The 22,067-nt window shown below is 43.1% G+C and carries 26 protein-coding genes and 1 pseudogene; 5 read left to right on the top strand and 22 right to left on the bottom strand.

Translation table 11 applies throughout. The features are described from left to right. Window positions 1–91: 91 nt before the first annotated feature. The 8 genes from asnS to MFP28_RS05170 form a co-directional block, all read right to left on the bottom strand. Window positions 92–1,438, bottom strand: a complete 1,347-nt coding sequence (gene asnS / locus MFP28_RS05205; protein ID WP_002906355.1) for an asparagine--tRNA ligase — start codon at window positions 1,436–1,438, stop codon at window positions 92–94. 21 nt (window positions 1,439–1,459) lie between these two features. After that, on the bottom strand, window positions 1,460–1,825 hold the full coding sequence (locus MFP28_RS05200) for a VOC family protein (RefSeq protein ID WP_002906354.1): 366 nt from the start codon (window positions 1,823–1,825) through the stop codon (window positions 1,460–1,462). 179 nt (window positions 1,826–2,004) lie between these two features. Continuing rightward, window positions 2,005–2,355 carry a hypothetical protein gene (locus MFP28_RS05195; protein ID WP_002906353.1) on the bottom strand — a complete coding sequence of 117 codons (351 nt, stop codon included), beginning with the start codon at window positions 2,353–2,355 and terminating at the stop codon, window positions 2,005–2,007. A gap of 9 nt (window positions 2,356–2,364) precedes the next feature. Next, window positions 2,365–2,958 (bottom strand): hypothetical protein, encoded by a 594-nt coding sequence (locus tag MFP28_RS05190; protein WP_002906352.1) that lies wholly within the window; start codon window positions 2,956–2,958, stop codon window positions 2,365–2,367. A gap of 14 nt (window positions 2,959–2,972) precedes the next feature. After that, entirely contained in the window at window positions 2,973–3,392 is a 420-nt protein-coding gene (locus MFP28_RS05185; protein ID WP_002900142.1) for a hypothetical protein, read from the bottom strand. A gap of 232 nt (window positions 3,393–3,624) precedes the next feature. Then, complete coding sequence (locus MFP28_RS05180; protein ID WP_002906350.1) at window positions 3,625–4,101, bottom strand: hypothetical protein; 477 nt, start codon at window positions 4,099–4,101, stop codon at window positions 3,625–3,627. 251 nt (window positions 4,102–4,352) lie between these two features. Continuing rightward, entirely contained in the window at window positions 4,353–5,534 is a 1,182-nt protein-coding gene (locus MFP28_RS05175) for a pyridoxal phosphate-dependent aminotransferase (protein ID WP_002906348.1), read from the bottom strand. Further along, entirely contained in the window at window positions 5,531–6,019 is a 489-nt protein-coding gene (locus tag MFP28_RS05170; RefSeq protein WP_002906347.1) for a DUF5590 domain-containing protein, read from the bottom strand. Before MFP28_RS05170 ends, MFP28_RS05175 begins: the two co-directional genes overlap by 4 nt. A gap of 114 nt (window positions 6,020–6,133) precedes the next feature. Here MFP28_RS05170 and MFP28_RS05165 point away from each other — a divergent pair, with 114 nt between their 5' ends. Both MFP28_RS05165 and MFP28_RS05160 read left to right on the top strand, forming a co-directional pair. Next, the gene (locus MFP28_RS05165) at window positions 6,134–6,580 is read left to right on the top strand and encodes a MarR family winged helix-turn-helix transcriptional regulator (RefSeq protein WP_002906346.1); all 447 of its coding nucleotides are present in this window, start codon (window positions 6,134–6,136) and stop codon (window positions 6,578–6,580) included. An 85-nt stretch (window positions 6,581–6,665) separates the two neighbouring features. After that, complete coding sequence (locus tag MFP28_RS05160) at window positions 6,666–7,214, top strand: NADPH-dependent FMN reductase (RefSeq protein WP_002906345.1); 549 nt, start codon at window positions 6,666–6,668, stop codon at window positions 7,212–7,214. 274 nt (window positions 7,215–7,488) lie between these two features. Here MFP28_RS05160 and MFP28_RS05155 read toward each other — a convergent pair whose 3' ends face one another. The 5 genes and pseudogenes from MFP28_RS05155 to MFP28_RS05135 form a co-directional block, all read right to left on the bottom strand. Further along, entirely contained in the window at window positions 7,489–8,019 is a 531-nt protein-coding gene (locus MFP28_RS05155; protein WP_002906344.1) for a hypothetical protein, read from the bottom strand. 12 nt (window positions 8,020–8,031) lie between these two features. Beyond that, window positions 8,032–8,688 carry a hypothetical protein gene (locus tag MFP28_RS05150; protein ID WP_032915884.1) on the bottom strand — a complete coding sequence of 219 codons (657 nt, stop codon included), beginning with the start codon at window positions 8,686–8,688 and terminating at the stop codon, window positions 8,032–8,034. A 59-nt stretch (window positions 8,689–8,747) separates the two neighbouring features. After that, window positions 8,748–8,852 (bottom strand): annotated as a pseudogene (locus MFP28_RS05145) (TIGR04197 family type VII secretion effector); the annotation flags it as partial. After that, complete coding sequence (gene yaaA / locus MFP28_RS05140) at window positions 8,849–9,577, bottom strand: peroxide stress protein YaaA (RefSeq protein ID WP_002906342.1); 729 nt, start codon at window positions 9,575–9,577, stop codon at window positions 8,849–8,851. The pseudogene MFP28_RS05145 and the gene yaaA, both read right to left, overlap by 4 nt. A 16-nt stretch (window positions 9,578–9,593) precedes the next feature. After that, entirely contained in the window at window positions 9,594–10,178 is a 585-nt protein-coding gene (locus MFP28_RS05135; protein ID WP_002906341.1) for a VanZ family protein, read from the bottom strand. A 129-nt stretch (window positions 10,179–10,307) separates the two neighbouring features. On the opposite strand from MFP28_RS05135, the gene MFP28_RS05130 reads away from it, so the two are divergent. Next, on the top strand, window positions 10,308–10,769 hold the full coding sequence (locus MFP28_RS05130) for a DUF1836 domain-containing protein (RefSeq protein ID WP_002906340.1): 462 nt from the start codon (window positions 10,308–10,310) through the stop codon (window positions 10,767–10,769). Then, the gene (gene trhA, locus MFP28_RS05125) at window positions 10,753–11,400 is read left to right on the top strand and encodes a PAQR family membrane homeostasis protein TrhA (RefSeq protein WP_002900134.1); all 648 of its coding nucleotides are present in this window, start codon (window positions 10,753–10,755) and stop codon (window positions 11,398–11,400) included. The genes MFP28_RS05130 and trhA overlap by 17 nt, the downstream gene beginning before the upstream one ends. A 30-nt stretch (window positions 11,401–11,430) precedes the next feature. Here the strand turns inward: trhA and MFP28_RS05120 are convergent, their stop codons facing one another. Together MFP28_RS05120 and MFP28_RS05115 are read right to left on the bottom strand one after the other, a co-directional pair. Continuing rightward, on the bottom strand, window positions 11,431–12,030 hold the full coding sequence (locus MFP28_RS05120; protein WP_002906339.1) for an ECF transporter S component: 600 nt from the start codon (window positions 12,028–12,030) through the stop codon (window positions 11,431–11,433). Continuing rightward, window positions 12,011–12,877 (bottom strand): pyridoxamine kinase, encoded by an 867-nt coding sequence (locus MFP28_RS05115; protein ID WP_002906338.1) that lies wholly within the window; start codon window positions 12,875–12,877, stop codon window positions 12,011–12,013. Before MFP28_RS05115 ends, MFP28_RS05120 begins: the two co-directional genes overlap by 20 nt. Before the next feature lie 39 nt (window positions 12,878–12,916). Between MFP28_RS05115 and MFP28_RS05110 the strand changes: the two genes are divergently transcribed. After that, a complete protein-coding gene (locus MFP28_RS05110) occupies window positions 12,917–14,236 on the top strand; it encodes a PLP-dependent aminotransferase family protein (RefSeq protein ID WP_002906337.1) in 1,320 nt (439 codons plus the stop codon). Window positions 14,237–14,285: 49 nt separating this feature from the next. Here MFP28_RS05110 and MFP28_RS05105 read toward each other — a convergent pair whose 3' ends face one another. From MFP28_RS05105 to rfbB, 7 genes are all read right to left on the bottom strand, one after another. Further along, a complete protein-coding gene (locus MFP28_RS05105; RefSeq protein ID WP_002906336.1) occupies window positions 14,286–16,025 on the bottom strand; it encodes an ABC transporter ATP-binding protein in 1,740 nt (579 codons plus the stop codon). A gap of 1 nt (window position 16,026) precedes the next feature. Further along, window positions 16,027–17,769 carry an ABC transporter ATP-binding protein gene (locus tag MFP28_RS05100; protein WP_002906335.1) on the bottom strand — a complete coding sequence of 581 codons (1,743 nt, stop codon included), beginning with the start codon at window positions 17,767–17,769 and terminating at the stop codon, window positions 16,027–16,029. 87 nt (window positions 17,770–17,856) lie between these two features. Continuing rightward, window positions 17,857–18,528, bottom strand: a complete 672-nt coding sequence (locus MFP28_RS05095; protein WP_002906334.1) for an MmcQ/YjbR family DNA-binding protein — start codon at window positions 18,526–18,528, stop codon at window positions 17,857–17,859. A 32-nt stretch (window positions 18,529–18,560) separates the two neighbouring features. Continuing rightward, window positions 18,561–19,193, bottom strand: a complete 633-nt coding sequence (locus MFP28_RS05090) for a copper homeostasis protein CutC (protein WP_032915881.1) — start codon at window positions 19,191–19,193, stop codon at window positions 18,561–18,563. Between the two features lie 64 nt (window positions 19,194–19,257). Then, window positions 19,258–20,118 carry a GNAT family N-acetyltransferase gene (locus tag MFP28_RS05085; RefSeq protein WP_002906332.1) on the bottom strand — a complete coding sequence of 287 codons (861 nt, stop codon included), beginning with the start codon at window positions 20,116–20,118 and terminating at the stop codon, window positions 19,258–19,260. 90 nt (window positions 20,119–20,208) lie between these two features. Further along, window positions 20,209–20,808: a hypothetical protein gene (locus MFP28_RS05080; protein ID WP_002906331.1), complete on the bottom strand. Its 600-nt coding sequence runs from the start codon at window positions 20,806–20,808 to the stop codon at window positions 20,209–20,211. Between the two features lie 203 nt (window positions 20,809–21,011). Next, the gene (rfbB, locus tag MFP28_RS05075; protein ID WP_002906330.1) at window positions 21,012–22,058 is read right to left on the bottom strand and encodes a dTDP-glucose 4,6-dehydratase; all 1,047 of its coding nucleotides are present in this window, start codon (window positions 22,056–22,058) and stop codon (window positions 21,012–21,014) included. Window positions 22,059–22,067 lie beyond the last annotated feature (9 nt).

The following is a 22,067-nucleotide window of genomic DNA, read 5'->3' as shown; positions in this document are numbered from 1 at the left end:
TCCTTTATCACTTGTTAATCCGCTGGTTACATAATCTCCACCTCTTCTTTCTAGTGCTTTGAAAAAACGCCCCCTGGGCGTTTTTATTGATTTACGGTTTAATACGGTGCAGCATACGTGGGAATGGAATGGCTTCACGGATATGCTTGGTACCTGCTACAAAGGTTACCATGCGCTCGATACCGATACCAAAGCCACCGTGAGGGACTGTTCCATACTTACGAAGATCCAGGTAGAATTCATATTCTGAAGTATCCATACCAAGGTCATTCATCTTAGCAACGAGGGTATCGTAGTCTTCCTCACGCATAGAACCACCGATGATTTCACCGTAGCCTTCTGGAGCAAGCAAGTCTGCACAGAGAACACGGTCAGGATTTCCAGGAACCGGCTTCATATAGAAAGCCTTGATAGCTGCTGGGTAGTTCACGACAAAGGTTGGTACACCAAAATAGTTTGAAATCCATGTTTCATGTGGCGATCCAAAGTCATCACCATGTTCCAGATGCTCATAGTCAGCATCCTCATCATTTTCATGGGCTTGCAAGAGGTCAATCGCTTCATCATAGGTAAAACGCTTGAAAGGCTCTGCAATATAGCGTTTCAAAAGTTCTACATCACGTTCCAGTGTTTCCAAAGCTTGAGGAGCGCGGTTAAGAACACCTTGGATCAAGGCTTTAACATAAGCTTCTTGCAAGTCGAGTGACTCATCATGCGTCAAGTATGAATACTCTGCATCCATCATCCAGAACTCAGTCAAATGACGACGGGTTTTTGATTTTTCTGCACGGAATACAGGACCGAAGTCAAAGACACGACCAAGAGCCATGGCACCTGCTTCCAGATAAAGCTGACCTGACTGACTCAAGTATGCTGGAGTTCCGAAGTAGTCGGTTTCAAATAGTTCAGTAGAGTCTTCTGCCGCATTTCCTGACAAGATTGGGCTGTCAAACTTCATAAAGCCATTCTTATCAAAGAATTCATAAGTAGCATAGATGATGGCATTGCGAATTTGCATCATGGCTACTTGCTTACGAGAACGCAGCCACAAGTGACGGTTGTCCATGAGGAAGTCAGTCCCATGTTCTTTGGGCGTGATTGGATAGTCATTTGACTCGCCAATGATTTCGATGTCTGTGATGTCCAGCTCATAACCAAATTTTGAGCGCTCGTCTTCCTTGACAACCCCTGTCACATAGACAGAAGTTTCTTGGCTAAGCTTTTTAATCGTATCAAACTTCGCCAATCCTTCTTCTTCGCCAAATTTCTCGATGAAGTTAGGCTTGAAGGCCACCCCTTGGAAAAAAGCTGAACCATCGCGCAGCTGCAAGAAAGCAATCTTACCCTTACCTGACTTATTGGTAACCCAAGCACCGATGGTCACTTCTTGACCAACATAATTTTTCACATCAATAATTGTTACGATTTTCTTTGACACGTTTTTTCTCTTTTCTATTTTTTATTCTTTATGACAGACTGCCTCGACATTATTACCATCCGGATCCAAGACAAAGGCTGCATAATATGATGAAAGGTTCCCCCGATAATTTGGCGCACCGTTGTCTTTTCCCCCTGCCTTTAAACCAGCCTCATAACAAGCTTGAACCTGCTCATGGTTTTCTGCCAAAAAAGCAAAGTGAATCGGAGACTGCTCTCCCTCTCCCAACCAAAAATCTCCACCAGGATGTGGGCTGTTGGGAGCAACAAAACTGAGTAGAGAACTACTTCTAAAAGCCAATTTGTAGCCTAGAGGAGAAAGAAAACTTGTATAAAAGTCTTTTGAAATTTGTAGATTCCTGACCTTTATCTCAAAATGATCAATCATATCTGCCTCCTAGATTGGTTGCTAAATGTCACTTTATTTCAAGACAAATCTTTTGGACATCTGTTCTATATTTTACCATAAAGCGATTGCAATAGCTATCCTTGAAGAGGCTAAATCTCAGAAAAATTAAAAAACCAGCCTCCTAAAGGCTGGCGGATAACTCTCTCTGAATAAGAGGACTAATTTTTCGTTCCATATAACAGTCGATCAACCATGTCATCATCATAGTTCAAGACTTTTTTCAAAGCCATCTTAAAGCGCTGATCACTGAGAATCTGACCTCCAGGACTCTGGTCAATCGTCGCATAATTCCCCTCCCCATCCTGAGTAAAGGCTACAGTCAGCTCTTGGTCAGGGTCTTCACAAACATCTCGCTGAGGATCTTTTGAACTGCTTGATGGACGAAAGTCCATTCTTTGCAGACGAAACGACAGTTCTTTATGAAAAGCCGCAATGTCCTTCTGACGATTGGCCACTGGCTCATGTTTGTCCAGCCAAGTCAAAACATCTTCTTTTGTAATATATATCATCTTCCCCTCCTAAACCAAATCAAAGCTCGCCCTGTAAACGACCGTATCATAGCTTGGGCTAGCTGCTGACAGAGCTGCTTGAATGATATGGAGCACGCGCTGCTGTTGACCTTCAAAAGCTAAAGGCAAGAGCATATTGGAGACATTTTTGACAATCACTCCCTTAGTGAATTCCCCATCTTCATAAGAAAAATCCTGCTGATGAAAAATGGTCTTAGTCTTAAATTCAATCACCTGTCCTTGCAAGATTAGCTTATAAGTCTTCTTCCAGTTGGTTCTGCCACCAAAGCGATAAAGGACCAGATAAATCCCCAAATCATGATCTGCAACCCAATCGCCCGTCTCAAAGACTAGCTCGTCATCAATCCCAGCCTTCTTTAAAAGCTCAATCCCTTCTTCAGAAATCATCTCGTGCACGAACTTCCAACTTCCTTCCTGGGGAAGAGTTGCTGTTCCCTCAGTCTCCTTCTGAGGACTACTACTGACTTCTTTATGATGAACTCTTTTAGGGGTAAATTCTTCCTCCCAAGTCATCTCTTCTTCTATGTCACTGACAGCCCGCCTAGTCGGTAAAAAATCCAGACACTTTTCTAATAATCCCATATCCTATCTCCTCTTTATCTGTACTCCACGTGGTTTACTTCCCTTATCTTTGTATCATAATAAGGGTTAATCTGCGACAGGGCATGTTGAATCACTGTTACGATCTTGTCCTCTCGTCCTTTTAAAACCTTGGGAATTACAAGTTGGGAGATTGTTTCTGTTGATAGACCTTTTACACTTTGATCTTCCTCATTGCGAACTGGATATCTATCGGCCCGCTCTTCTTCTAGGCGAAATTCAAGCAAGTGACCACCGAGAATCATGGCTAAAACCTGATATTTCCCTTCCCCAATACGAAATTGCTTGACGCAGAGAAAAATTCCTCTCTTCTCATCCTCTAGTAAAAATGGCAGAGCCAGTTCTTTTTCTTCAATAGAAAAATCCTCGAGAAGCTTCTTCTCCCTTTCCCCTATTTCCTTTCTGATAAAACCCATTTTATCTCCTTTTGTACAAAATAATCTTCATCCCTATTATTACTTAAGTAAAAAGACCATGAGGAACACACTGCATGTCAATAGAATGCAGGGCTAGACCAAATGGACTTCTTTTATTATACACCGAAACACCATCGTCTTCAACTAAATACTCCTCAAATTTTTAAGTCGTCTGGTAATTCCTATCAGAAAGTGACTTATACATAGTTAATCTAGCATGGATAACTGCTATTTAATCAATAGGCGGATCATTCTTTACCTCTTCTTCTGTCTTCCAGTAGGTCATACTGCTCTTCTTAGTGTCTACATCTCCCTTATCATTAACTACAATACGGACCTTAAAATAGGTTCGCTCAATCTGAGGATTATAGCGAGTCTCATAAACCATCGTAAAATCCGCATAGCCCGTCCCAGAAAGTTCCTGCTTTGCAGATCCCCCCTCAGTATTTTTTAATTGCTTACTATTCAAAGTTCGCATCTTTAAATTTAAACCTGGCTGGTAATTATTCAAGTACCAATCCTTACAGGCCGAAGAATTCTCATAATAGTGGATACGATAGCGATTATCTTTTGCTTGTAAGCTGTAGCTTGGTTCATCCGAATTAGACTGGGAAATTGTGGTCCATCCTTGCTCTGAATCAACAAAAGAACAAGCGGTCAATAAAACAAAACTAACTCCCATGAATAAGAAAAGTAAATGACGTTTCATATCCTTCTCCTTTCACTCCTGTTTGCAAGCTCTGAAAGCTAAATTCCAACTCCTCCCAGCTTTTATTTTCTAAACAAAATCTTCTCAATTCGACCAGAAAAATTGAAAGCGATTTTATGATATTCTATATTATTTTACCATTTTGTCAAACTATTTGCCAATGCAGTTGAGGGGAATTGAAAAAGACGAACGCTGAGTTCATCCTTATCTATTGTTTATAAATCTTCGAAAGTAGTGTAAGATTGAGAGATCTATTTGCTCTCCATAAATTGCTGCAGGCGCTGAACGGCTTCTTTGAGCGTATCCAAGTCCGTCGCATAGCTAAGACGGACATTTTCTGGCGCACCGAATCCTGCTCCGGTCACCAGAGCCACGCCAACTTCTTCTAAAATAGCTGTCGTAAAGTCGGTCACATCTGTATAACCTTTCATTTCCATGGCTTTCTTGACATTTGGAAAGAGATAGAAAGCTCCTTGTGGCTTGACAACTTCAAATCCTGGCACCTGAGCCAAGAGAGGATAAATAGTATTCAGACGCTCTTCAAAGGCCTGACGCATAGTCTCAACCGTTTCCTGACTGCCAGTCAGAGCTTCGATAGCTGCATATTGAGCCGCTGCTGTCGGGTTAGATGTTGTCTGACCTGCAATCTTACTCATAGAAGCTATAATCTCCGGCTCACCAACTGCATAGCCAATCCGCCAGCCTGTCATGGAGTAGCTCTTAGAGACACCATTGATGACCACCGTCTGCTTGCGAATCTCCTCAGACAGACTGGAAATTGGCGTAAATTTATTACCGTTATAAACCAGACGTCCATAGATGTCATCTGCCAAAATCAGAATATCATGCTCCACAGCCCAGTTCCCAATCGCCCACAGCTCATCCGCTGTATAAATCATACCCGTCGGATTGGACGGCGAGTTCAAAACCAAAACCTTGGTCTTATCAGTACGAGCAGCTTCTAGCTGTTCCACCGTTACCTTGAAATTATTTTCCTCAGTGGCTTGAACAAAAACAGGAGTCCCCTCGGCCATCTTAATCTGGTCGCCATAGCTGACCCAATAAGGCGTTGGAATGATAGCCTCATCACCTGGATCAAGCACACTCATAAAGAAAGTGTAGAGGGAGAATTTAGCTCCGGTTGCCACCGTCACTTGATTCGGCTGGATGGTGTAGCCATAATAGTTGGCAAAATACTCTACCACTGCTTCTTTTAGCTCTGGTAGACCGCTAGTCACCGTATAAAAGCTAGCACGCCCATCCTCAATGGCAGCTACAGCCGCATCTCGGATGTTCTTAGGCGTCGGAAAATCCGGCTCTCCCAGAGTCAGAGACAGAATATCCCGCCCCTGCGCTTTCAAAGTCTTAGCACGCGCTGCTGTTGCCAAAGTCACGCTTTCTTCCATCTTTAAGACACGATTTGATAATTTCATAGTCCCTCCTTGCTGACCAACTGTCCGCTTTCAAAACCAATCAGGTAGTAGGTGCCTCCCGACTTGACTTCCCAGATGGGCTGATCCTGAAAATAGCCCATGGTCACCTTATCAATAGTTCCGGCTCCATTTTCCTTGGCAATGCTCTCCGCCTCTGTCTGACTGACACCTTGGTCAAGTCGATAGACCCGAATCTCATTGGAATCTTTGGCAATCAAAACAGCTTTTTCGACACCTTTACTGGTCTTACCAAGCAGACTGTAGTAGGATTCCTGCCCATTGTAGATGGCAAAAGAATCCACTTTTTCAAGATCTGCGTATTCCTTGGCCAAGCGTCTGCTTGCTTCCTTAGCTGACTGCCTCGGCTGCATAGACACTTGCAAAACAGCAAAAAATGAAAAGACAAGAACGCTGAGAACGATAAAAATACCGATAAGGTACTGCCAAATTGGAAAACTGGCTTTATTTCTATTTTTATATTTCACTCCGTCATTATACTACAAATACTCCTATTTTTCTATCTTTTTTTGATGAGAATATTCGTAAAATTCTAAAGCAATATCCTTGCATATGATACTATTTATTGGTAAAATATTGTTATGAAGATTACAGACGATTTAAGCAAAGAAACTCTGCTTGATTTGAAAACCATGATTGTCTTTCACAAGGCAGCAAGAACCATCCGTGCCATTGAAGCCCAGATTTTTAAAAAGCATGATTTGACTCCTACTCAGTTTTCCGTCTTAGAAACCTTGTACAGCAAAGGAGAACTGCGCATTCAGGACCTGATTGACCGCATATTGGCTACTTCTGGCAACATGACTGTCGTCATCAAAAATATGGAACGCGACGGCTGGATTGTCCGCACCTGCGACCCAAATGACCGCCGGGCTTTTTTGATTGGCTTGACGGAACAAGGTAAAGCTAAAATTGAAGCCGCCCTGCCTGATCATATTAAAAATATCCAGCAAGCTCTGTCCATTCTCGAAGAAGACGATAAGCAGGATTTGATTCGTATTTTAAAAAATTTCAAAAAATTGAGCTAAATAATTGCTAACTAGTAATTAATGTTGTAACATATATTGTAACAAGAGAAATATCTCTTTATTTTATAAAAAAGGAGACAATGCAATGTCTAAAGTATTATTCATCGTCGGCTCACTTCGTCAAGGTTCTTTCAACCACCAATTGGCTGAGCAAGCTGAAAAAGCTTTGGCTGGCAAGGCAGAAGTTTCATATCTTGATTACAAAGATGTACCATTCTACAACCAAGACATCGAAAGTCCTGCTCCAGCTGCTGTTGCTAAGGTTCGTGAAGAAATTTTGGCTGCTGATGCCATCTGGATTTTCTCACCTGTTTACAACTGGGCTATTCCAGGAGTAGTGAAAAACCTCTTGGACTGGGCTTCACGCGCTCTGGATCTGTCAGATCCAACTGGCCCATCTGCTCTGAATGCTAAGGTTGTTACTGTTTCATCTGTAGCTAACGGCACATCACCAGATGAAGTATTCAAGCACTACCGCAGCCTGCTGCCTTTCATCCGTATGAATGTGGTAGAACCATTCACAGGTGTTGGCATCAACCCAGAAGCATGGGGAACTGGACAACTGACTGTCGCAGAAGACAAACTTGCTGAACTCTCAGCACAGGCTGATGCTCTTTTAGCAGCCCTTAACTAAAAAGAGAAGATTATAAAAAGAAAAGAAAACTTATAAGACACTAACCCCTCGCAATGATTTGCGAGGGGTTTTAGATTGCATTATTGATAAGAGCAAGTAGACAGCCTTAATCATACAAAGTCTGATACATTTTTTTCATAAAGCCATCAATCTCACTTTGAACAATTTTCAACAAGCGGTCTTCTTCGGATTTAATGTTCTAAGACTGCTATTTTATCATCCTGTTTGTTAGTATGTTTTTAGGTCTCAGCATTTTTTCTCCTAACCAAGATTATTACTTATCCACCACTTGAGCCTCAAAGCGTGCTGGTTTGTCGTCCACATTGGTAATGGTAATCGTGTAGGGGATTTCTTCTGTCACCCCAAATACTTCCTTTATTTCCCCTTGAACCACTATTCCATCACTCTCTAAATAGATACTTTTACTCTTATCATTCGGTAAGTCTTTACGCTCTGTTCCATCTTTAGAAATAATAATCTCAGTTATTGACTGCTTCTCAACATTATAAACCGTATTACTTCCTTTCATCCCCCAGCCTTTTCGGCCCGATAATTTTAATTTAGCATCATCTTTTTTATCTAAAATCAATTCCGAATTATATTCAAGCTGATCCGTATTTGGAGACACCCTTAATTCAACACTTTGACCTGGTTGCAAAGTGTATTTGCCGTAGTTTAAAATTGCCTGAACGTACCAGACAACAAACAGACTATACAGCAGGCCAATAATAATTCTTGAACGCCAGCTTTTAAAGCGGCGCAAAAGGAATAATAGAGAGGCAATAAAAATTACTGAAGTTATCATTCTTTATTTTCCTTATAGATTCCGTATCGTTTCAAGATTCCATCCATTCTGCAATATTTCGTTCTCTTTCCTTTTTCTCCGCTGACCCGACAACCTGATACATAGCAACAGTACTATCATACGAAGAATCAAATAGAACAAACGAAGAATTTTCATCTTACCAAGAGCAGACAAGAAGTTCTCCCTTGCATGTCCCACTTCTTGACCTAACTGTTCAACCGTTTTGCCTGTTTCCTCTTTAATAGCAGCTGCATTCTTTGAAATCAAATAATATTTTTTCTCTAAACTAGTGGTATAGGCTCTGGATATTGGCTCGTCTAAGAAAAAATATACTCTATCAGCATACTTATCTTCAGACAGAGTATAGTATATTTCAGCTTCACTCTCCCATTTTTTAGGAAAACTAGTTATTCTAATATTTTCATAGTCCAGATGCATAATGCCATCCAAAATGTCACTAGTCCATTCTTCCGCATAGTGGTATAGATTCGCCTTTCTATCTACTATTGGCCAAACCATAACGTACCGACTATGCATGAATTCCTTGGTCAGAGCCGAGTTGCTAGCTAGACTGGTCACACCAATCTCGTATACTGACCAAACAAGCGCAATGAGCATTAAGAAAGCTTGAGTTGGTTTGTTTTTAAAATAGTTTTTCATTTTTAACATTTTACTCTTTGATTGCATACCTGACGGCCTGCTTCCATCCCAGCAATCACTGTAGCTTAGCTAAACTCTACCTGCTGATTTTGCCTGTCGCTTGTATCTACTCCAACCAATTCACTGATAGCATTTTGATCATAGATAGTACTTGACTTGATTTTTCTTTTCACACTTCCTTCACATAAACAAGCGCTTTTTCACTAGATAGATCAGGTCGGTAGGTGAAGCCTGCAAAGCTTAATTTTCTCATCTGTTCGACTTCTGTCACTTGGTTAGTTATTAGAGTTGTTAAAAACTCACCACGCGCTTTTTTAGAAATGGTCGAATGGACTTTTAGCTTGCCGCCTCGGTCTTCCAGAAACTTGAAGCCTATCATACGCTGACGGCTTTCCTTAGAAAAGACCGTTTCAAACTCGCTGGACAGAAGGGAGAAAATCATCTCATCTTCTGCCAGAGCTTGGTCATATGCTTCTTTCCAAAATGCCTTGAGACTATTCCCATCTAACTTGAGTGGCATCATAAAGTCCAAGCGATGGGGCGCTATGGGCTCCAGGGCTGGGATGACACCGTAAAGCGCTGATGTGATGGCAAGATGCTTCTCGATATACTGACTTTCCTCCTTGGTATAGTCCTGTCTCTTGATATGACGGTACATGAGTCCATCAAAAAGATAAAGGGCTGGAGCATGCTGCGCAGTTCCTTCTCGCAAAGCCTGAATGGCTTGCCACTCTACCTCCGCTCTTTCTGGGGAGATTTTATAAAATGATGCCAAGTCAGTTACTGACATGGTTGCCAACTCATCCAACACAGCCTGAGTTTGTGCTGAAAGTGGATTAGGAGTTGCTGATGGCGCAGTTAGATTCAACTCTTTGGCAGTTGGGATAAGAATTTTCATAGTTTCCTTCTTTCATTTAGTGAATATGACGAACAACCCATTTACCCAAGGCTGTCTCTAGTAGATAGGTGCCGATAATGAATCCTAGCAGATTAGTCAGGATATCACCCAAGTCAAAAATGCCAAGATGAAAGAGATACTGGCTCCCCTCAACCAGACTGATAGCCAAGGTAAAATAAGCTAAATGTTTCCATGACAGCTTGCAGAGAAAGCCCAGCGGAATGAACATAATGATATTCATGGTGGGTACCAGCTTATCTCCGTAAATCCAATTATAGGTAAAAGACTGCAGGTCCAGACTGAAGCCCTGCCTGCCGATATTTTTCAAAAAGAGGGCATAGAATAGAATGAGAAAATAGAGGGTGTAACTGGCCAGCACCAGCCAACGAGGAATGTGCCGACTGTAGAGGCCGCGAATAAAAAGCGAGCTGATGGCTGTCAGAGTCAGGATGATAGAAGCTGGTATCAGCAGGTTCCACTCTGGCTGATTCTTGTAAAATACGACGGCTACGCAGGCATAAAAAAAGCGCATATAGAGCCAAGACCAAAAAATCAGACTGCCTAGGAAGGCTGCCACATCAAAGATTGTTTGTTTTTTCATCTAAAACCTCCCTTTCTTCTTTTTAAAATTATATCAAATTTCAAAGGGACATTCTATTTTTTGCTTGACTTTGATTTACAGAGATGTTATCATCTAGTTATAAAGACTAGATAAGAAAGTGATAAAGATTTGAACGCTCAACAAGTTTTTCCCAAGTGGGACGAAATACCAGAACTAGACCTATATTTAGACCAAGTTCTGCTCTATGTAAACAATGTCTGTGGCTCTTCTATTTCAGCTGCTGACAAGGGACTGACCGCTTCTATGATTAACAACTATGTCAAGCATGGTTATATTGCCAAGCCGGTCAAGAAAAAATATCAACGTCGCCAAGTAGCACGCTTGATTGCCATTACGACCTTAAAAACGGTCTTTTCTATCCAGGAAATCTCGGCTACTTTAAATATGCTGCATAAAGAAGCCGATTCGCGAGAGCTTTATGATGACTTCGTTGACTACATGAATGGCAATAAACTAGAGGTGGCACCCATCATTTCCACAGCCTGCCAGACGGTCAAACTCTATCAAAAGACCTTATCCCTAATTCAAGTACCAAGTGAGGAGGAAGAAAATCTTGAACTACGCGCTTAAACTCAGTAAAAAACTATCCTTCGGTGAAGAAATTGCCAACGCTGTTACACATGCGGTAGGGGCTGTTCTGATGCTGATTCTGCTGCCTATCTCAGCTATTTATAGCTATGAAGGGCATGGGTTGGTGGCTGCTGTCGGAACTTCTATCTTTGTTATCAGCCTCTTTCTTATGTTCCTCTCTTCAACTGTCTACCATTCAATGTCCTATGGCTCGACCCACAAGTATATCTTGCGTATTATCGACCACTCCATGATTTACATCGCCATCGCTGGCAGCTACACGCCAGTCGTGCTGTCACTGATGAATAACTGGTTTGGCTATCTCATCATTGCTATCCAGTGGGGCACGACCATCTTTGGTATTCTCTATAAGATTTTCGCTAAGAAGGTCAATGAAAAATTCAGCTTAGCTCTCTATTTGATTATGGGCTGGCTGGTGGTCTTTATCATTCCGCAGATTATCGGTCAAACCGGACCTGTATTCTGGGGACTCATGCTGGCTGGTGGCCTCTGCTATACTGTAGGAGCTGGCTTCTATGCTCAAAAGAAGCCCTACTTCCACATGATTTGGCATCTTTTCATTCTAGCAGCCTCTGCTCTGCAGTATCTGGCTATCGTATACTTTATGTAAGACAAATACACAAAAACCGTCTGAGGATTCTCAGACAGTTTCTTTTTTTATGCTATTTATTGATTTATCCTTGCTTTTCAGTGGCCCTCTGTGCTTGTGAGCTTTTCTGACTTGCTGAAAGATTGGATATAAGATTGGGACGGCGATAACTGTCGCTAGACTGGAGCCAAATGTACCAGTAATCTTAGCTACTGCCAGCAAAAAGGCTGCTGGTAAACTACTCCCGCCAAACAGTGTTCCTGTCAGAGTGTACTTGAGGATATTAAGCACAATCTTCACTAAAGCTGCGGCTACTGCTGTCACAAGAATATTTCTTAGTTTATCATTTCTCTGAAAGAGTCCTTCATACAGAAAATGAATCACCACGGCCACCGCAAGTGCTTCTAACAAGATAATTGGGATTTCGGCTGCATAACCATTTAGCAAGTCAAATATTCCCAATCCAATAGCAGCCGCTAAAAAACCGAGCTTACTGCCAAAAATCAGACAGCCCACTACCACCAGTGCATTTCCAAAGTGAATAAACTGAGCTCCCACAGGAATTTTAAAAAACTGAATGCTCAAAAAAATCAAAGCAGCAAATAAACTAATCATAGTTAAGGTTTGCAAATCAATTGTTTGTTTCTTCATCTTTTTCCTCCATTAAGGCTTGAAAACCAGCAAAAAGCTCTCCTAGGTAGGGCTGGTAAAAAACGCCCTTCTTTGGATCTATTTGCTCTTTAAAGCTAAGTGCCAAGCTCTTTTCAATAAACTTCAAAATCACAGGCAGGGCTTGATTGATGTCAATCCCCTGAACAAAAGCCGCAGCTACAAGTGTCGTCAGTATATCACCCGTTCCAAAAAATTGCTGGGGCAGAGCTGGACCGGAAAAGAGGTTAAACTCCTCTGTTGTCGCATCAAAATAGGCCACACCAATCTGCTTTTCTTTCATGGGCAAGCCAGTTAGCAAGACCTTGCTCGGTCCTAACTCAGCCAAACGCTTGCAGTAGTCCTCCCATCGATCTTCTGATAAACTCTCTTCGTAGGGTTCCTCTAACAACAAACAGGCTTCCGTCAAATTGGGCAGAACCAAATCGGCATGTTGGCAGAGGCGACGCATATGGTCTAGATGAGCATCTGAAAATCCCTGATAAAATGTTCCCTTATCCCCCATGATAGGATCCACGATAAGGGGCAAACTTTTTTCCTTCTTAAAGCGCAGCAAATTTTCCACCTGAATATCAGACTTCAAATATCCTGTTATCAGAGCTGAAAAGTCGAACTCCAAGCTCTGCCATTGTTTCAAAAAAGCAAGCATCCCATGCGTGTAATCATCCATATAGATGTCTGAAAAACCGCCTGTATGAGATGACAAAATCATGGTTGGCAAGAGGGCCACCTCTAGCTGGCAAATTGCAAAAAGTGGCAGGGCAGCTGTTGCGGCAACCTTACCTAAGCCAGAAATATCTGTGGCTAGAATGACTGTTCTTGTTTTCATGACTCCTCCTACTCGCTCTCTATTGTAAAATATCTGAAAATGAGTTACAATATGAAAAAATCAAATCTGTATGGGGACAGTTTTATGGTTAAAGCAAAATACCAACGCATCGTTGATAAGATTACTAAGGATATTAAAGAGGGAAAATTGGCTACTGGTCAGAAAATTCCTTCTGTCCGAAAGCTTGCAGAGCGTTACCACTGCAGTAAGGATACCGCGCAGAAGGCTCTAATTGAGCTCAAATATCAGAAGTACATCTATGCCGTTCCCAAAAGCGGCTACTATGTACTGGAGAATGCTCAGGAAGAAAAGCAGGATTTGGAGTTGCCTGTGAGGGATGACCGCCACCATGCTTATGAAGATTTCCGACTCTGTGTAAATGAAACTCTGATAGGCCGGGAAAATTATCTCTTCAACTACTACCCTCAGCAGGAAGGACTGGCAGATCTGCGTCACTCTGTGCAAAGACTAATGCTGGACTCTGCTGTCTATGCTTCTAGGGATCAGCTGGTACTGACTTCCGGCACCCAGCAGGCTCTCTATATCCTTTCACAGATTGAATTTCCCAATCAAAAAGAGCATATCTTGGTGGAGCAGCCAACCTACCATCGGATTAATGATCTTCTGCTAGCGCAAAAGCTTCCTTATGAAACCATTGAAAGGACTCCGCAAGGAATCAATCTGCAAGAACTTGAGAAGATTTTTCAAAGCGGAAAGATTAAGTTTTTCTACACTATTCCTCGTTTTCACTATCCCTTGGGTCACTCTTACAGTCGGCAGGAAAAGGAAGAGATTCTTCGGCTGGCACAGCTCTATGATGTCTATATTGTAGAAGATGACTACCTATCAGACTTTGATAGCCGGCGGGAGCTAACCTTTCATTATCTAGACAATAGCCAGCGCGTCATCTACATCAAGTCCTTTTCTACCAGCCTTTTCCCAGCCCTGAGGATTACCGCCCTGCTCCTTCCACCCCAGATTCAAAAGACCTTCATCACTTACAAAAGCGCAGTGGACTATGATAGCAACCTCATCATGCAGAAGGCCCTATCACTCTATATCGACAGTCTCATGTTTGAAAAAAATAGGCTGGCGCTGCTGCAGCTTCAAGAAGAGGAAACAAGAAAAGCCCAGATACTACTGGAACAAGCTCAGCTGCCACTATCCAGCTATCTGACCAAGGATGGCATTCTGTTAGACCTGAGGTCACTTTCTTCCGTTAGCGCTCTCAAACACAGCAACCTGCCGCTTGACTTCTTTGAACAGAGCTACCTTACTAGCTGCCCTTACCAGTATGCTAAACTGCCTTATGATAACTTAGAAGAAAATGTAGAGAAATTAAAAGACTATTTAAAATAGGTGTAGAATTCCAAATGAATTCTACACCTTTCATTTATAATCAAGCATTTCAAGACTCCATCATCCCAGCCTGTAGTTGGTACATTTTCTTATAGGTGCCATCTTGGGCTAACAATTCTTCGTGACGACCGGATTCGATAATGCGACCCTTATCTAAAACATAGATGCAGTCGGCATCTTGAATAGTAGACAATCGGTGGGCTATGGCAATGGTTGTCCGACCCCGCCGCATTTTTCTCAGTGAGGCTTGAATCAGCTCCTCTGTTTCCGAATCAATATTGGCTGTCGCTTCATCCAAAATCAAGATTTTAGGCTTGGTGGCGATGGTTCTGGCAAAGGCTAGAAGCTGCCGCTGACCGCTGGAAAAAGTCGCTCCCCGCTCAGTCACGGGGGCGTCATAGCCTTGAGGTAGCTGACTGATAAAGCCATGAGCATCTACAAACTTAGCCGCTTCTATAATTTCTTCTCGCGTCAGCTGCTTTTGGTAAAGCTGAATATTGGAAGCAACGGTACCGTGATAAAGGAAGGGATCCTGCAAAACAAGGCCAATCTTTCGCCGCAGCTCCTCCTGACTATAGTCTTTAATATCACTGCCATCAATCAAAATCTGTCCCCGCTCAAACTCATAAAAACGCAGGAAAAGATTGATAATAGAGGACTTGCCAGAGCCAGTCGAGCCCACAAAGGCAATCGTCTGCCCTTTTTTGACAGAAAAGGAGATATCCCGCAAAACATCTCGCTTTCCATCATAAGAAAAGGAAACATGCTTGAATTCGATGCTGCCATCTTGGATTTGCAAGTCTTGGTTAGCCTGCTCAGGCTCGTAGTCAGTGCGGTCTATAATTTCAAAAACCCGCTCCGCAGCAACCATAGATGTCTGTAGAACAGAGTAATTCTGCATAACATCAATCAAAGGATTAAAAAGCTGATTAACATACTGGATAAAGGCATACATAATACCTGCCGTAATACCCGCCACTTGCCAAGTCAAGCCAAAGTAAGTCAGAATCACTCCATAAGCCAAGATTTTCAGCAGGGACATGGCCGGCCTCAGAAAGAGACTGTTGATATTGAGATAGCGATTGGTGAAGCCTAAATGCTGACCGTTGATTTCTTCAAATTCCCGCAGCAAGCGCTTCTCTTGCCCAAACGCCTGAATAATCCTCATCCCTTCAATACTCTCAGATAGCTTGACATTTAAATCGCTGAGCTTATTCCGGACCTGCTTCAGCTGACGATTGGATAGATGCTGATAGAGCAATATAGAGGCTACCATCAGAGGTAAAAAGAGAGCGATCATGAAGGTCAATTGCCAGTTGAGGGCAAACATGGCGCTCAAAGTAACAACTAAAATCAGCAAGGAGCTCAAAAAATTAGAAAAAATTTCACTGAACATATCTGCGACTGCCTGAGTATCATTGGTCAGGCGGGAAACGATAGCACCAGCTGGCGTCCTATCAAAATAAGCCATTTGCAGACGCTGGATATTGGCAAAGCTTTCCTGCCGCAAATCCCTCACCACGCTTTGAGCCACGCGCGCAAAGGAATACTTTCCCAAGAAGGTAAAAAGTACCCGCAAGAGGAAAAGACCATAGTAAAGAGCAAGCAAAGGCAGGCCAGCCCAAGCTTGATTGCGGCCGATAAACTGATCAATAAAATAGCGGGCCAGAAGCGGCAATGCTGTTGTGACCAGAGTCGTCATCAGGATGAAGGTCAAGGCCATACTGCTCACTATTCTGTAGCGCCACATATAGCCTAGGAGGCGATGAAAAGTTGCTTTCTTTTTCATATTAATCTTCCTCCTTCAAGCTTTCTGCCAGCTGCTGATTATGGTATGTCTGAGCATACCAGCCCTTTTGCTCCAGCAACTCTTGGTGGGTGCCTCTTTCCTTGATACGACCATTTTCCATGACCAAAATCAAGTCTGCATGCACCAAGGCCGACAGCCGATGAGCTGTGATGATGGTTGTCTTGCCAGCACGCTCAGACTTTAGATTTTCTAAAATCAGGTGCTCCGTCTTAGCATCAACAGCTGACAGAGAGTCATCCAAAATCAGAATATCAGGATTAGTTATAATAGCCCGACTCATCGCCAAGCGCTGCTTCTGCCCACCAGACAGAGACAAGCCACGCTCACCGACAATCGTATCCAACCCCTCTGGCATAGCCTGAATATCCTCATACACACCGCATAGTTGAGCGGCAGCTAGAACCTGACTATCTGTCAGCTGGGGATTCGCAAAGCGGATATTGTCTCGAATGGACAGAGCAAAGAGCATCTGTTCCTGTGGTACATAGCCGATGAGACGACGCAAGTCTTTGAGGCGGTAGTCTCGGATATCATGGCCATTCAGATAGATAGCCCCCTCCTGAATATCCTGCTCCCGCAGCAACAAGCGCAGAAGAGTGGTCTTCCCAGAGCCCGTCTGACCGACAATTCCCAGTGTCTGTCCCTGCTCAATGGAAAAATGAATATCCGATAAACTAGTCTCCTCTGCATAAGCAAACTTCTGAATGTCATAATCTAATCGACCATTTTCCGCATGAGAAAGGGGTTGTTCAGCTTCCTTGACATCTGACTCCTGAGCCAACAGTTTCTCAATCCGCTCATAAGAAACAGCCCCTCGCTGGCCGATGTTAAAAAGATAGCCTGTAGCCTGCAACGGCCAAACCAGCATATCCAGATAGGTGATAAAGGTAACCAACTCTCCTATGGTGAATTGCCCTTGGGAGATGAAAATTCCACCGAAAATCAAGGTCAAAACATAAGAAAGACCGATAAAAAGCAAAACCAAGGGGTCAAAAAGAGAATCGTACTTGGCAGCCAAAACGTTTTTTTCGTAGACCTCTTGATTTGTTTGGGCAAAAGACTGAGTCTCCGCCTCCTGATAGCCAAAGGACTTGGTCACTCGAATCCCTGAAACACTCTCCTGAACCTTATTGTTCAAATCCGAAAATGCCTCTTGAGCAGCCTTAAAACTTTCATGATTTTTTCGGCCAATCAAGCCCGTGCCCCATGACAAGAAGGGCATTGGCACAATGGCAATCAAGGTTAGCCGCCAGTCCAAAACGAAAAACATAGTCAGAAGGGTCACCAGGGCTGTAATAGAAGCATCCACAGCTGACATGACTCCGCCACCAGCCAGACTGACAACTGCATTGATATCGTTGGTCGCATGGGCCATCAAGTCCCCTGTTCGGTATTTCTGATAAAAAGAGGGAGACATGTGAGTAAAGTGCTCGAACAATCGAGAGCGCAAAATCCGTCCCAGACTATTGGACGTTCCTAAGATATAAAGGCGCCAGACATATCGCAGGCCATACATGATAAAAGCTGAAGCAATCAGCAACAGCAAATTAAGGAGCAGCTCTTGAGAAGTCAGATGTTTGCTAGCAATTCGGTCAATAACCTGACCGATGACTCTGGGCGGTATCAGATTGAAGACACTGACCAAGGACAAGGCTAAGATACCGATGATATAGCGCTGTTTTTCCAACTTAAAAAACCAGGCTAATTTTCTAATGAGGTTCATAATTTCTCCTATTCTTACTAGTCTTTTTATTATACTGTTTTTTGAGGAAAAATGAAACACAGCGGATTGGAGCGCTGTGCTTCGATTCTATTTTTTACTTGTCAGCTGGTAACTTACAGCCAGCAAATCAAAGATTTCCTGATCGCTCAAGGTATCATCCAAGGGCAGACTGAGCCAGTATTTCTTATTCATGTGAAAGGCCGGGTAAATACCCTTTGTCTGAATCAGTTCTGCTACATGATCATTCTTAACATTCAGCACCTCAATAGCGCCGCTTCGCTCTGCTTCAAACTTAGACCAGTCTGTGGTCAAAAAAGCTCCGTACCATTTTTTACTGTCCTGGTGACGGAAAACCCCAGCATTGGTCGAGCTATTTCTGGACGACTTCTCCCAGAGGTACTCTATTTGCCCCTGATACACCTCAGCTGCATGATCTCGCAGTCGCTTACTCTGCTCATAGAGAAAGCCAACCTCGTCAAAACAGTGCTGACGGATAGCCAGAAGAGCTGCCTGACAAGCTTCACGAACCTGACCGACAAACTCCCCCGTCACCTGCTCCATCTTGACCTGCAGATAAGCGTCATCAGTGTCACAGTCAAAAACCTGATAGTCTAGGTTCCTACCTCTAATAATTACTTCCAAGCGAAAGTCACCCTTCATAATCTCCTGCGAAAAATGGTAAGCTTCATCAGACTCCTTAAAACCGTAAGTCTGAAGCTTATCTGGATTAGCCTTGTATTTTTCAAATAATTCCAACATTTTATTAGGAGCCGCTAGAGCCCTTCTCCTCCTTAAAATACAATTTTAGTTCCATGCAGCTGGTCAACTGCCAGACTGTCTATTATTTGCTGACGATTTCCCAGATGAATGCCACCACCCGGCATTATATCAATCCGATCAGCAGCATGCTCGATTAATTCATCTAGCCAAGCAAAATGCTCCTCAATCGGCTCATTAGCAGGTCCTCCGTGGGTCAAAATTCGCTGGACACCGTTCTCAATCAGCCAGTCCATTTCGCCAAACTGGTATTCAGCTGGGATTGAATCAAAAGCCATGTGGAAGACTACTTCCAGTCCCTTGCAAGCCTCTAGCAGGCGCTGCATCTTCGAAACATCTATTTCGTTCTTCTCCGTCAAGACACCAAAAACGACTCCCTGACTGCCGGCTTCCTTGGCTTTTTGGATATCTGCCAGCATAATCTCAATTTCAAGATCCGAGTAAACAAAATCTCCGCCCCGAGGCCGAATCATTGTCATCACAGTCGCACCGTAAGGCTTGGCTAAGTCAACTGCTGCTTGAATTACGCCGTAGCTGGGCGTCGTACCACCGACAGCCAGATTATCACAGAGCTCAATCCGTTGAGCTCCCGCCTTCATAGCCTTTTCTAACAAGGTTACATTTTCCGCACAAAATTCATAAAGCATCATCTCACCTCTGACTTAATATATTGACTCCCTCTATCTATTATAACACAAGAGCTTCGCGATATCAGCTCTTATCAAATTTTCTAGCTTCTCTTTTACACCAGTCAAGCCAATGGATCTGATAGTCTTCCTTGGACAAAATGCGGTTCTGTAAGTCAGCTATAGAGAATATGCCTCTTTCTTGACAAGACTGAATACAGTATTGATAAAAGTCCCAATTAAGCTCGTCCCTATCATAATAGATGGGAATATGGGAGAGGCCAGCCTGATATGCCTTAAAGGCTCTGCTATGTCCATCAGTAAAGAAAACTTTTCCATCCATACGCTTGACAGGTAAAGCTTCAAGTTCTTGTTGGTCAAAATCAATACAAATCCTGTCCAGCTTTTCCCGTGAAAGGTAGAACTGACTGGGCTGGATCTGCGCTATGGGCAAGGTCAAATCAAGTGTATAGGACCTACCTCTCTCCCTAGCATGAGTTGGATAGAAACCAAGCGACTCAAATAGACTGCGAGAGGGCTGATTGAAATCGTAAATTTCTTGAACTGCTAGTTTTTGATAGCCTAGATTGCGTGCACGCCGAATCAAAGCAGAAAGAACTTTCTTGCCAACTCCTTTCCTACGGTAGTCCGCATTTCCAATGATAATAGGCAAATCATCTTGCCAAAAGGTCACATCCCCAATAGTCAACCAACACTCCTGCTCCAATACTTCAATAAAATACACTTCACCTCGCGAAGCCAAATACTCATACATCCTTTGAACTCGCTCCGGCGAATAGGGCTCTCTTCTGCCATCAATCATATAAATCATATCTGGATCTTGGTACCAGTCCAAGGCTAGCTCAAACTGACCATCATAGGCCCGCAAACGCAGATTGTCGTCAATAACAATCAGCTCCTCTTGCTGAATATTAGGAATAGGCATCTTCTCTCCCTCACAATGCTATTGCTCAAATAATAGTATAAAAACTCCATTTGATTCGGAAGGGCTCCTCCTCAAATGAAGTTTTCTTTTTTAGATTCCATAACCCATGCTGAACTGGATTTTAGCAGCACCGTTCTGGAAGCTGATTTTATTAATACTGAATTGACTCTGCGGCAGAGCTAGAAGGAAACTATCTCCCTCCGTTGTGATAGATGAATTAGAGGCCTGCATTTGTTGCTTCAGCATGCCTGTCACCCAAGATTTAGGGATAGGAAGAGAGCCTAGCTTGGCACTATCAATTGTGATGTGCAAGACATTATCTCTCACCGTCACATCCACCTCTAGGTCCAGCTTACTGTCAATGAAGAGCAGCTTGACTGGATACTGGATGCGCAGCTTATTGCCTTCAATACTGTAAACACTGTTCAGCAACTCCTGATTCTCAGAGTCAGTCAGAGAAGACTTGAGCACCTGATTAAGCTGGACGCTATTGAGAGAAACTTCCGTGCTGACTCCCTGAGCCGTCACATTGGCATTGCTCAAAGCTGGCTCAATAATACTCATCCAGGAAGCACTGCCTTGAACATTTTTTAATTGTTGACTTTGATTAACAGATGCAGGAACCAGAAACAGCACCGCTGCAAGCAACAGCACCAAAGCAATTCCCACTACTCTTTTTACCATTTTCATGTTTGTATTCCTTTAATTTGAGAAAATCCCTCTAGCTAAAAACACAGAAAGGATTTATCTTATTTTACACTATTTTTGCATAATTTTCTGTAACAAACATATTAAAAAGCTAACAATCCTGTGAGAAAAGGCTGGGATAGATAATCCCAGCCTCTCAATCACATAGCGCTAGTTTTACAAGGCTCATCATAGATAGCCTATTCTTATTTAATCACTTCCTGAGTCTTAGCATAGTTGGCTTCGACTGCTTCTTTTTCAGATTTCCACCAGTCTTGGTTGTCCGTGTACCACTTGATCGTCTCTTTGAGACCCGCTTCAAAGTTGGTGAACTCTGGCTTCCATCCTAGCTCATCGCGGAGCTTGCTGGCATCAATGGCATAGCGGAGGTCGTGGCCGGCACGATCTGTCACATGGTCATAAGCATCTGCTGGCTGTCCCATTTCCTTGAGAATCAGCTCCAGCACTTCCTTGTTGTTCTTCTCACCATCAGCACCAATCAAGTAAGTTTCACCGATTTGACCCTTGGTCAAAATTGTCCAAACACCTGATGAATGGTCATTAGTATGAATCCAGTCACGAACGTTTTTACCTTCGCCATAAAGTTTTGGCTTGATACCGCTCAAGATATTGGTGATCTGGCGCGGAATGAACTTCTCAATGTGCTGGTAAGGACCATAGTTGTTTGAACAGTTAGAAATCGTCGCTTTCACGCCAAATGAACGCACCCAAGCTTTAACGATCAAGTCTGAAGCTGCCTTGGTTGATGAGTAAGGTGAGCTTGGATTGTACTTGGTTTCAGCAGTAAATTTCTCACCTGGTCCTTCGCCATGACCTGGCAAATCTTCACGCAGAGGCAGGTCCCCATAGACTTCGTCAGTCGATACATGGTGGAAACGAATGTCGTATTTACGAGCTGCTTCCAAGAGTGTGTAAGTTCCGATAAAGTTGGTGTGGATAAACGGACTCGGGTCATTGAGTGAGTTGTCATTGTGGCTTTCTGCCGCATAGTGAACGATAGCATCAGCTTCGGAAGCCAGCTTATCTACCAAAGCTGCATCAGCAATATCTCCAACAACCAACTCAACGCGGTCGCCTAAAATTTCTTCAATATTAGCCCGATTACCCGCGTAGGTCAGCTTGTCCAGCACTGTCACATGAACATCTGGAAAGTTATTGTAAACATAGTGGACAAAGTTAGAACCGATAAAACCAGCTCCACCTGTCACGATAATTTTTTTGTATTCAGTCATTTTTATTCC

Origin of the sequence: Streptococcus sanguinis, from assembly GCF_050234405.1 — a bacterium.
GTDB classification, from domain to species: domain Bacteria; phylum Bacillota; class Bacilli; order Lactobacillales; family Streptococcaceae; genus Streptococcus; species Streptococcus sanguinis_W.
The sequence above is the reverse complement of the archived record's forward strand: the minus strand, read 5'-3'. Positions and strand labels throughout refer to the sequence as shown.

Bases quoted from the DNA above. Each gene is read 5' to 3' on its own strand.
- MFP28_RS05200 (WP_002906354.1), bottom strand. From the start codon at position 1,825: ATGATTGATCATTTTGAGATAAAGGTCAGGAATCTACAAATTTCAAAA.
- MFP28_RS05195 (WP_002906353.1), bottom strand. From the start codon at position 2,355: ATGATATATATTACAAAAGAAGATGTTTTGACTTGGCTGGACAAACAT.
- MFP28_RS05190 (WP_002906352.1), bottom strand. From the start codon at position 2,958: ATGGGATTATTAGAAAAGTGTCTGGATTTTTTACCGACTAGGCGGGCT.
- MFP28_RS05185 (WP_002900142.1), bottom strand. From the start codon at position 3,392: ATGGGTTTTATCAGAAAGGAAATAGGGGAAAGGGAGAAGAAGCTTCTC.
- MFP28_RS05180 (WP_002906350.1), bottom strand. From the start codon at position 4,101: ATGAAACGTCATTTACTTTTCTTATTCATGGGAGTTAGTTTTGTTTTA.
- MFP28_RS05175 (WP_002906348.1), bottom strand. From the start codon at position 5,534: ATGAAATTATCAAATCGTGTCTTAAAGATGGAAGAAAGCGTGACTTTG.
- MFP28_RS05165 (WP_002906346.1), top strand. From the start codon at position 6,134: ATGAAGATTACAGACGATTTAAGCAAAGAAACTCTGCTTGATTTGAAA.
- MFP28_RS05160 (WP_002906345.1), top strand. From the start codon at position 6,666: ATGTCTAAAGTATTATTCATCGTCGGCTCACTTCGTCAAGGTTCTTTC.
- MFP28_RS05155 (WP_002906344.1), bottom strand. From the start codon at position 8,019: ATGATAACTTCAGTAATTTTTATTGCCTCTCTATTATTCCTTTTGCGC.
- MFP28_RS05150 (WP_032915884.1), bottom strand. From the start codon at position 8,688: ATGTTAAAAATGAAAAACTATTTTAAAAACAAACCAACTCAAGCTTTC.
- yaaA (WP_002906342.1), bottom strand. From the start codon at position 9,577: ATGAAAATTCTTATCCCAACTGCCAAAGAGTTGAATCTAACTGCGCCA.
- MFP28_RS05135 (WP_002906341.1), bottom strand. From the start codon at position 10,178: ATGAAAAAACAAACAATCTTTGATGTGGCAGCCTTCCTAGGCAGTCTG.
- MFP28_RS05120 (WP_002906339.1), bottom strand. From the start codon at position 12,030: ATGAAGAAACAAACAATTGATTTGCAAACCTTAACTATGATTAGTTTA.
- MFP28_RS05115 (WP_002906338.1), bottom strand. From the start codon at position 12,877: ATGAAAACAAGAACAGTCATTCTAGCCACAGATATTTCTGGCTTAGGT.
- MFP28_RS05110 (WP_002906337.1), top strand. From the start codon at position 12,917: ATGAGTTACAATATGAAAAAATCAAATCTGTATGGGGACAGTTTTATG.
- MFP28_RS05105 (WP_002906336.1), bottom strand. From the start codon at position 16,025: ATGAAAAAGAAAGCAACTTTTCATCGCCTCCTAGGCTATATGTGGCGC.
- MFP28_RS05100 (WP_002906335.1), bottom strand. From the start codon at position 17,769: ATGAACCTCATTAGAAAATTAGCCTGGTTTTTTAAGTTGGAAAAACAG.
- MFP28_RS05095 (WP_002906334.1), bottom strand. From the start codon at position 18,528: ATGTTGGAATTATTTGAAAAATACAAGGCTAATCCAGATAAGCTTCAG.
- MFP28_RS05090 (WP_032915881.1), bottom strand. From the start codon at position 19,193: ATGCTTTATGAATTTTGTGCGGAAAATGTAACCTTGTTAGAAAAGGCT.
- MFP28_RS05085 (WP_002906332.1), bottom strand. From the start codon at position 20,118: ATGCCTATTCCTAATATTCAGCAAGAGGAGCTGATTGTTATTGACGAC.
- MFP28_RS05080 (WP_002906331.1), bottom strand. From the start codon at position 20,808: ATGAAAATGGTAAAAAGAGTAGTGGGAATTGCTTTGGTGCTGTTGCTT.
- rfbB (WP_002906330.1), bottom strand. From the start codon at position 22,058: ATGACTGAATACAAAAAAATTATCGTGACAGGTGGAGCTGGTTTTATC.